Source organism: Nitratifractor sp. (assembly GCF_015487065.1).
Classification (GTDB): Bacteria; Campylobacterota; Campylobacteria; order Campylobacterales; family Sulfurovaceae; genus Nitratifractor.
This window is the reverse complement of sequence record NZ_WFQN01000157.1, coordinates 1-6,615: the sequence shown is the minus strand read 5'-3', so window position 1 is coordinate 6,615 and position 6,615 is coordinate 1. Positions and strand designations below refer to the sequence as shown.

The following is a 6,615-nucleotide window of genomic DNA, read 5'->3' as shown; positions in this document are numbered from 1 at the left end:
CCGAGACCCTGGCCAGGGACCTGGAGCACCTGAGCCGCAGCCATGAGGTGCAAAAAGGGGCGCTTTTTGACCAGTTCCCCCATACGGAGCATATGGAGAGCGGGGTCTTTCTTCGAGTGAGGAATGGAGGGAACTAGTAACTGAAACGTTTGTGTAGCGTTGGATTGCCATTCCACAAAAACCCAATAATTGAAGAGGAGGAAATAAATGAAACGAATCATGATCGCGGCGCTGGTTTCTATGGGTGTTTTGTCGGCCCGGGGGGCACAGACGGCGTCAACCTCCTGCTGGGATCGGGCGATGACTCAGGGGGCGATGAACATGTGTGCGTCAGGGGATTTCCAGGTGGCCGATAAAGAGCTCAACCGGATCTATCGGGAGATTCTCAAACGGTATCGAAAGTACCCCCGATTCATCCGGGCGCTCAAAAAGGCCCAGAAAGCCTGGATCACCATGCGGGATGCCCAGATCGAGATGGCCTATCCCGGGTATCTGGAACACCCCGAGGAGTATGGTTCGGTCCTACCCATGTGCATCGCCAATCTCAAAGCCTCGCTGACCGAGGAGCGGATCAAGTTTTTGAAACAGTGGCTCAATCCCAAACAGGAAGAGGGGGATGTGTGCGCTTTTTGGAAGCCGTAGAGTCGCCACGATACATGAGTAGATATTGAAAAGGAGAGAGTATGAAAGAGGATGAAAACCCATCTAGCCCCTTCGCCCCGACGCCGAAGCCCCCGTATTACGCGGTGATCTTTACCAGTGTCCGCAACGAAGGGGATCAGGGATACGCCCAAATGGCCGCACGGATGGTGGAATTGGCTGAAAAGCAGGAGGGACTCCTGGGAGTTGAGAGCGCCCGGGAGGAGATCGGGATCACCGTCTCCTATTGGCGGGATCGGGAATCGATCGAGCGGTGGAAAGCCGATGCCGAGCATCGGATCGCCCAGAAGTACGGCAAAGAGAAATGGTACGCCGCATATAGGATCCGCATCGCCAAAGTGGAAGAGGAGAAACGATTTGAAAAAAAATGAGAAAACCCCTAACGATCAATCCTCCATTCTCCATTCTCCATCCTCAATTCTTTTCCCCCTTTCGGTGAAAAACGACTTCGTCTTCAATCCCTCTCCCCGGGATTTCACCGTCGAGGAGATCCCGCTTTACGAATTTAGCGGCAGCGGTGAGCATCTGATCGTGCAGGTGCGCAAAAAGGGGCTGAGTACCTGGGAACTGACCGATCTGCTCAGCAACCGCTTCGGGATCCCGAGGCGGCAGATCGGCTACGCCGGGCTCAAGGACAAACACGCTCTGACGACCCAGTATCTCTCCTTGCCCGCGTCGGTGGAGAAAGAGCTGGAAAAATTTGAACACGAGGGGGTCAAAATCCTGGAGACGACCCGCCACGAGAACAAACTCCGTGTCGGCCACCTCAAAGGGAATCGTTTTCGCCTCCGCTTCAAAAAGGTGCTGGGAGTCCAGAAGGAGAAGATCGACCGGGTCCTGGACTGGATCGAAGCATACGGAATGCCCAACTACTTTGGCGAACAGCGCTTCGGAACCGAAGGAAACAACTGGCAGGAGGGAAAGGCCATTGTGGAGGGGAAACTCCGTATCCGGGAGCGCAAAATGCGGGAGTTCCTCGTGAGTGCTTATCAAAGCAAACTTTTCAACAACTGGCTCAGCCGCCGTATCGGGATCAACCGATTGCTGGAAGAGTTTAGTGAAAGTGAAGTGGAAGGGATCGAGAAACTCCCGGCCGACACGCTGGCAGGAACGAAAGAGCAGGAACATTTTTTCAAGATCCTGGCGGGAGACTGGATGATGCACTACCCCTACGGCCGGCTCTTCGTCGCTGAGGACCTGGCCTCCGAAGCGGCCAAATTCGCCGCCAAAGACCGCTGCCCCACGGGACTGCTGCCGGGCAAAAAAGTCAAACGTTCTCTGAATCCCGCACGGATAATCGAACGGGAATATGACGACGAGCGGATCGCCGAGCAAGGCAGCCGTCGCTACGCCTGGGTCTTTCCCGAGGATATCGGGCGCCGATACGTTCCTGAGAAGGCCCACTACGAACTGAGCTTCACTCTTCCAAAAGGGAGCTACGCCACGGTGCTGGTGGCGATGCTCAAAGGGGAATTTAACTAGTAACGAGTAACTAGGAATGAGGAATGAGGAACCGAAAGGGTGGTGTAGTGTGGGATTGCGATCCTACGAAAGGGTGAATGGTGAGTGGTGAATGATGAATAGTTTCGGTTGGTGTTGATTTGCAACGCGGATTTTTGGAAGCGGGACTTCAGTCCCGCAAACTATCGACTAGTGACTTGAAGATCGAAACGATTCTTCGGTGAGGGTTAGATCACCCCTTCGTCAGAGAAGCTGAAGTATCCCTCCGGGCTCAAAATCACGTGGTCCAGCAGTTCGATCCCGACCAGATTGCCCACCTCACGGAGCCGATCGGTGACGGTGCGGTCGGCTCGGCTGGGCTCCAGGGTGCCGCTGGGGTGGTTGTGGGCGACGATGATGCCGGCGGCCCGATCGGCGATGGCATCAGCGTAGACTTCCCGAGGATGGACCAGAGACTGGGTGAGGGTGCCGATGGAGACGATTCGCGTCTCGATGACCCGTGAGGCTCCGTCGAGGGTGATACTCAGAAAGTGTTCCTGTGCTTTGCCGGCGTAGGGGCGCAGCTCATCGTAGACGTCGGCCGCCGAGAGGATTCGGCGCCGTTCTTTGAGCAGAAATCGTCGGGAGAGTTCAATGGCGGCCAGGATCTGGGAAGCCTTGGCGGTACCCAGGCCGTGGATCTGGGTGAGACGCTCCAGGTCCAGTCCCTCGAAATCCTTTTCCATCATCGCCGCGATCTCCCGGGCCAGCTTCCGCACATCCTTTCCCGGGATCCCCGACCCCAGCAGTACAGCCAGCAACTCGTCGTTTTTGAGCGCCTGGGGGCCTCGGGCGGCCAGTTTCTCTCTCGGCTTGTCGAAAGGGTGCATATGAGAGATGGCGGTCATAGTGCTTCTCCTTATTCTCAAGTGCTCTGATAGGTGTCTGGTCATCCGGAACCTGTTTCAGGATCCAGGGTTTAAACCGTGGATTCCGGATCAAGTTCGGAATGACGGGATTTGTCCAGAACACTCTAATGCAATTTAGGAGATATTCTGACATGTTCAGTACAAAAGCTGAGACTTGATGTCATTTTGTCATGTCAGAGGAAGTACAGGAGTGTGAGACTCTGTGTCAGTAGAGAATCTTGTCCTCTTTTTCGTCCCAGAATTTCAGGACTGAATCGCATCTCGGATCGGGCCGATGGAGGAAGGGGATGGGATCGGGCCGCTTTCCGGTGATGATCTCGGTGATGAACTGGTCGTCGAAGCCGATCTCGGCCGCCTGGGCCTTGGTGTTGCAGTAGACGACCCGGTCGAGGTGGGCCCAGTGGATCGCCGAAAAGCACATCGGGCAGGGCTCTCCCGTGCAGTAGAGCTCGCAGCCGTCCAGGTGAAAGCGCTCCAGGACCTTGCCCGCCTGCCGGATCGCCAGAATCTCGGCATGGGCGGTGGGATCGTTACGACGGATTACCTCGTTGTGAGCCGTCGCGATGACTTCTCCCTGATGGACGATGACGGCACCGAACGGACCGCCGTGATTGGCTACCACTCCTTTACGGGCCTCTTCGGCGGCCAGTTGCAGATACTCTTCGATAGCTTTATCCATTTTCATAAAAGCCATTATAACTTCATCGTTTCCAGGCTTTGAACCGGAGCCGTACATAGTCGATGACCCATCCCTTCTCCGGGTCATAGAAACTCTCCCGCAAAATCATGCGGCACTCTTCGAGAAAGATCACCTTCTGTTCAGGGCTGAGATGTCCGATGATGCCGTTGGCGAAGATCTCCAGCCAGTAGCGCACGTCCTCCATCGGGGTGGGGCGGGGGATCAGATCGATCCACTCCACTTTGAAGCCTTCCGCTTCGAGGATTTCCCGGTAGCTTTGGGGCGCGGGAAAGTACCAGGGGATATCGGGCTCTCCGAATTCCGGATGTCGGGCGAAGACCTCCTTGATAGCGGCGACGATGTGTGCCACGTTACCGGCACCCCCGAATTCCGCGACGAAACGGCCGCCGGGCTTGAGGGAGGTGGCGATGTTCCGGACAGCTTCCCTGGCCTGAGGGATCCAGTGAAGGACGGCATTGGAAAAGACGGCGTCGAACTTCACCCGCCAAGGAAGAGATTCGGTCAGAGAAACTTCATAGGCTTCGAGACCCTTTTCTCTGGCTTTTTGAACCATTTCGGGGCTCTGATCTACCCCGATCACCCGAGCGCCCCGACGCATGATCTCCAGAGTGAGGCTCCCCTCGCCACATCCGGCATCGAGGATCATTTCTCCTTTTCTTGGATCGAGGAGATTCACGAGGGGCGAGGCGAGCTTGTAGACAAAGTCGGTGTGTTTGCTGTAGCTGTCCGGGTTCCATTGGTTGCTCTTTTTCTTCGGTTGCATAGTATATTCCTTCTTATCGTATCATACGTCGAATGGACGGATCTATCAGTCAAAAAACCGGAAATATTTTTTCGGGATCGAATAGAAAGACCGGTTTTTCAGGTAAAGCTTGTAGGAAATCGGTAAATCAGGAAGCGCAGTGTAGGGGAAGAAGCAGGAGAGCAGTATATCTGTGGGTGTCGTGGTGGCGATAATTGACTGTTCGCATTTGCTCTCCTTTTCAATTGATACTGTGAAAGTCTATCAGATTATCGGTCGGTGGTCAAAGCAGGAATGATTCCGTGATGACAAATGGCTCGAAAAAATCGATTATTATGATCTTCTTTATAAGAATTATGGGTATAATTTATCTTCAAACAAACAGAGTCTGAAATCTGACAAAAGAGGAAAATACCAACGATGAGTCTTCTCGATATCCCCGTCCTGGCAATGATCTTTGCCGTTACCTTCACCGTGGCGGTGCTTTTTCTGCTTCGCTATTGGGTTCCCCGCCGTAATGCTTCGCTCTTCGTGACCGTTGCTTCGAATCGCCCCACACAATACGGTACCGGCCCTACCCTGAATGTGGGGGATGATCTGAAGGCCTTCAAAGAGTGGAAATATCGGGAGATGATGGAAAAGCTACTGCACCTCAAGCACAAAATCTATCTGGAGAGTGAGCTGCTCGATCATCATACGGCGGGGGGGCAGCGAATACAGATGGATCCCAGCAGTGCCCAGCAGGCGATTGCCATGTCGATGGCTTCCGAATTCGGTCAACTCGCTTCCTCGTTGAAAGAGAAGCGCAAGGATGCGGGGGTCTCTTGGCTCAAAGCGATCGTATGGAGCTTGATCGGAGCTCTCCTTTATACGCTGATTTTCGGAGGGATCGTTTCGCTGACGACGCAGGGAGAAGCTATGGAACAGCTCCGGGCGATGGTCCCGGTCTTTCTGACGGGCTTGGGGCTTGTCATTGCTGTTTCTGCTTACTTCGGCAGCCGTTCCTGGTCGGATTATTACACGATTCAAACGATCGAAAGCGAGCTGAAGCAGATGAAAAAGAAAGCGGATCCCTTTCTTGCCTTCAACGGCATCCAGGTCGAGGATCTCGATTAGACCCCGCCGCCTATTCAGAGACTCTTCTTCATTATTTTATAAATTACTTCTTACTTCACAAACGGTTCACTTTTCCTCTCTAAAATCTCAATATCCCAATGCTACAAGGAGTCAGAGATGAAAAAGATTCTTTTCTTACCGATATTGGCTGCGGTTTCGCTTTTCGGCGGTTCGTTTAGTTGGCACGAGAGTGTGAAAGTGGTCCGAAGCAAACCGATCTATCGTACGGTGACGATCCGTACTCCTTATCAGGTGTGCTGGTGGAGAAATGTTCCGGTTTGTCGGGAGAATCTTAACACACCGGCAGCCGCTCTCATCGGCAGTGCCGCTGGCGGGGTACTTGGACATCAGATCGGTAAGGGTCACGGCAAAGAAGCGGCGACGATCGGCGGAGCGGTGGTCGGTGCTTTGGTAGGAGCCAATCTGGCTGAACAGAATTGCCGGGTTGTTTACCGCAGACGGCGGGTCTGTGAAACCCGATACAAAACCCATACCGAGCGTCGCCTTCTTCGATACAAAAATATCGCCTGGTACCGTGGACATCGCATCGTCAAATTCAGTCAGCGGCCTTTGCATTGGATCGATGTAAAAGTGCGGGCGGAATATTAGGGAACTAGTAACTAGTAACGAGTAACTAGAAACCGATAGAGACTTGCAGGCGGGACTTCAGTCCCATATTATCCGATTGAATGTTCTTAAAAAAACTCCGTCAGGGGAACAACCTTCTCACACTTTTCCTCCAGGTCTTTGACCCAGATCGTGCCGTTGGACAGCTCGTCCTCTCCGATCACGGCGCAGTAGCGTGCTCCGACTTTGTCGGCCCCTTTGAGGTGGGCTTTGAGACTCTTGGGGGTGTACTCGACGACGGTCTTCTCTCCGGCTTTCCGCTGTTGGTGGGCCAGTTCTAGGAGCTTCTCCACCGCTTCGGGGAGCATGGCGCCCAGGTACCAGCCTTCCCGGGATTTTTCGGGCATCTGTACCAGCTCCATGATCCGCTCGATCCCGATGGCGAAACCGATCCCCGGGGT

10 protein-coding genes are annotated in these 6,615 nt (G+C 54.0%); 6 read left to right on the top strand and 4 right to left on the bottom strand.

The genetic code is table 11. From position 1 onward, the window contains the following. Positions 1-8: 8 nt before the first annotated feature. The 4 genes from F8I07_RS08950 (at position 9) to truD (ending at position 2,142) form a co-directional block, all read left to right on the top strand. The gene (locus F8I07_RS08950; RefSeq protein ID WP_367264514.1) at positions 9-137 is read left to right on the top strand and encodes a hypothetical protein; all 129 of its coding nucleotides are present in this window, start codon (positions 9-11) and stop codon (positions 135-137) included. 70 nt (positions 138-207) lie between these two features. Next, the gene (locus F8I07_RS08945; protein WP_292658578.1) at positions 208-642 is read left to right on the top strand and encodes a lysozyme inhibitor LprI family protein; all 435 of its coding nucleotides are present in this window, start codon (positions 208-210) and stop codon (positions 640-642) included. Between the two features lie 41 nt (positions 643-683). Next, positions 684-1,031, top strand: coding sequence for an antibiotic biosynthesis monooxygenase (locus F8I07_RS08940; RefSeq protein WP_292658576.1), 348 nt, complete (start codon positions 684-686; stop codon positions 1,029-1,031). Continuing rightward, entirely contained in the window at positions 1,018-2,142 is a 1,125-nt protein-coding gene (gene truD, locus F8I07_RS08935; protein ID WP_367264513.1) for a tRNA pseudouridine(13) synthase TruD, read from the top strand. The genes F8I07_RS08940 and truD overlap by 14 nt, the downstream gene beginning before the upstream one ends. Positions 2,143-2,348: 206 nt before the next feature. Here the strand turns inward: truD and radC are convergent, their stop codons facing one another. The 3 genes from radC to F8I07_RS08920 all read right to left on the bottom strand — a co-directional run bounded on the left by radC (position 2,349) and on the right by F8I07_RS08920 (position 4,492). Further along, positions 2,349-3,008: a DNA repair protein RadC gene (radC, locus tag F8I07_RS08930; protein ID WP_292658573.1), complete on the bottom strand. Its 660-nt coding sequence runs from the start codon at positions 3,006-3,008 to the stop codon at positions 2,349-2,351. A gap of 226 nt (positions 3,009-3,234) precedes the next feature. Further along, the gene (locus F8I07_RS08925) at positions 3,235-3,714 is read right to left on the bottom strand and encodes a nucleoside deaminase (protein ID WP_292658570.1); all 480 of its coding nucleotides are present in this window, start codon (positions 3,712-3,714) and stop codon (positions 3,235-3,237) included. Positions 3,715-3,730: 16 nt separating this feature from the next. After that, complete coding sequence (locus F8I07_RS08920) at positions 3,731-4,492, bottom strand: class I SAM-dependent methyltransferase (protein ID WP_292658566.1); 762 nt, start codon at positions 4,490-4,492, stop codon at positions 3,731-3,733. A gap of 399 nt (positions 4,493-4,891) precedes the next feature. Between F8I07_RS08920 and F8I07_RS08915 the strand changes: the two genes are divergently transcribed. After that, a complete protein-coding gene (locus F8I07_RS08915) occupies positions 4,892-5,587 on the top strand; it encodes a hypothetical protein (protein WP_292658564.1) in 696 nt (231 codons plus the stop codon). A gap of 117 nt (positions 5,588-5,704) precedes the next feature. After that, positions 5,705-6,196 (top strand): glycine zipper 2TM domain-containing protein, encoded by a 492-nt coding sequence (locus tag F8I07_RS08910; RefSeq protein WP_292658562.1) that lies wholly within the window; start codon positions 5,705-5,707, stop codon positions 6,194-6,196. Positions 6,197-6,282: 86 nt separating this feature from the next. Here F8I07_RS08910 and F8I07_RS08905 read toward each other — a convergent pair. Further along, positions 6,283-6,615, bottom strand: a 333-nt coding sequence (locus tag F8I07_RS08905) for a His/Gly/Thr/Pro-type tRNA ligase C-terminal domain-containing protein (protein ID WP_292658560.1), incomplete at its 5' end; no start/stop codon positions are given.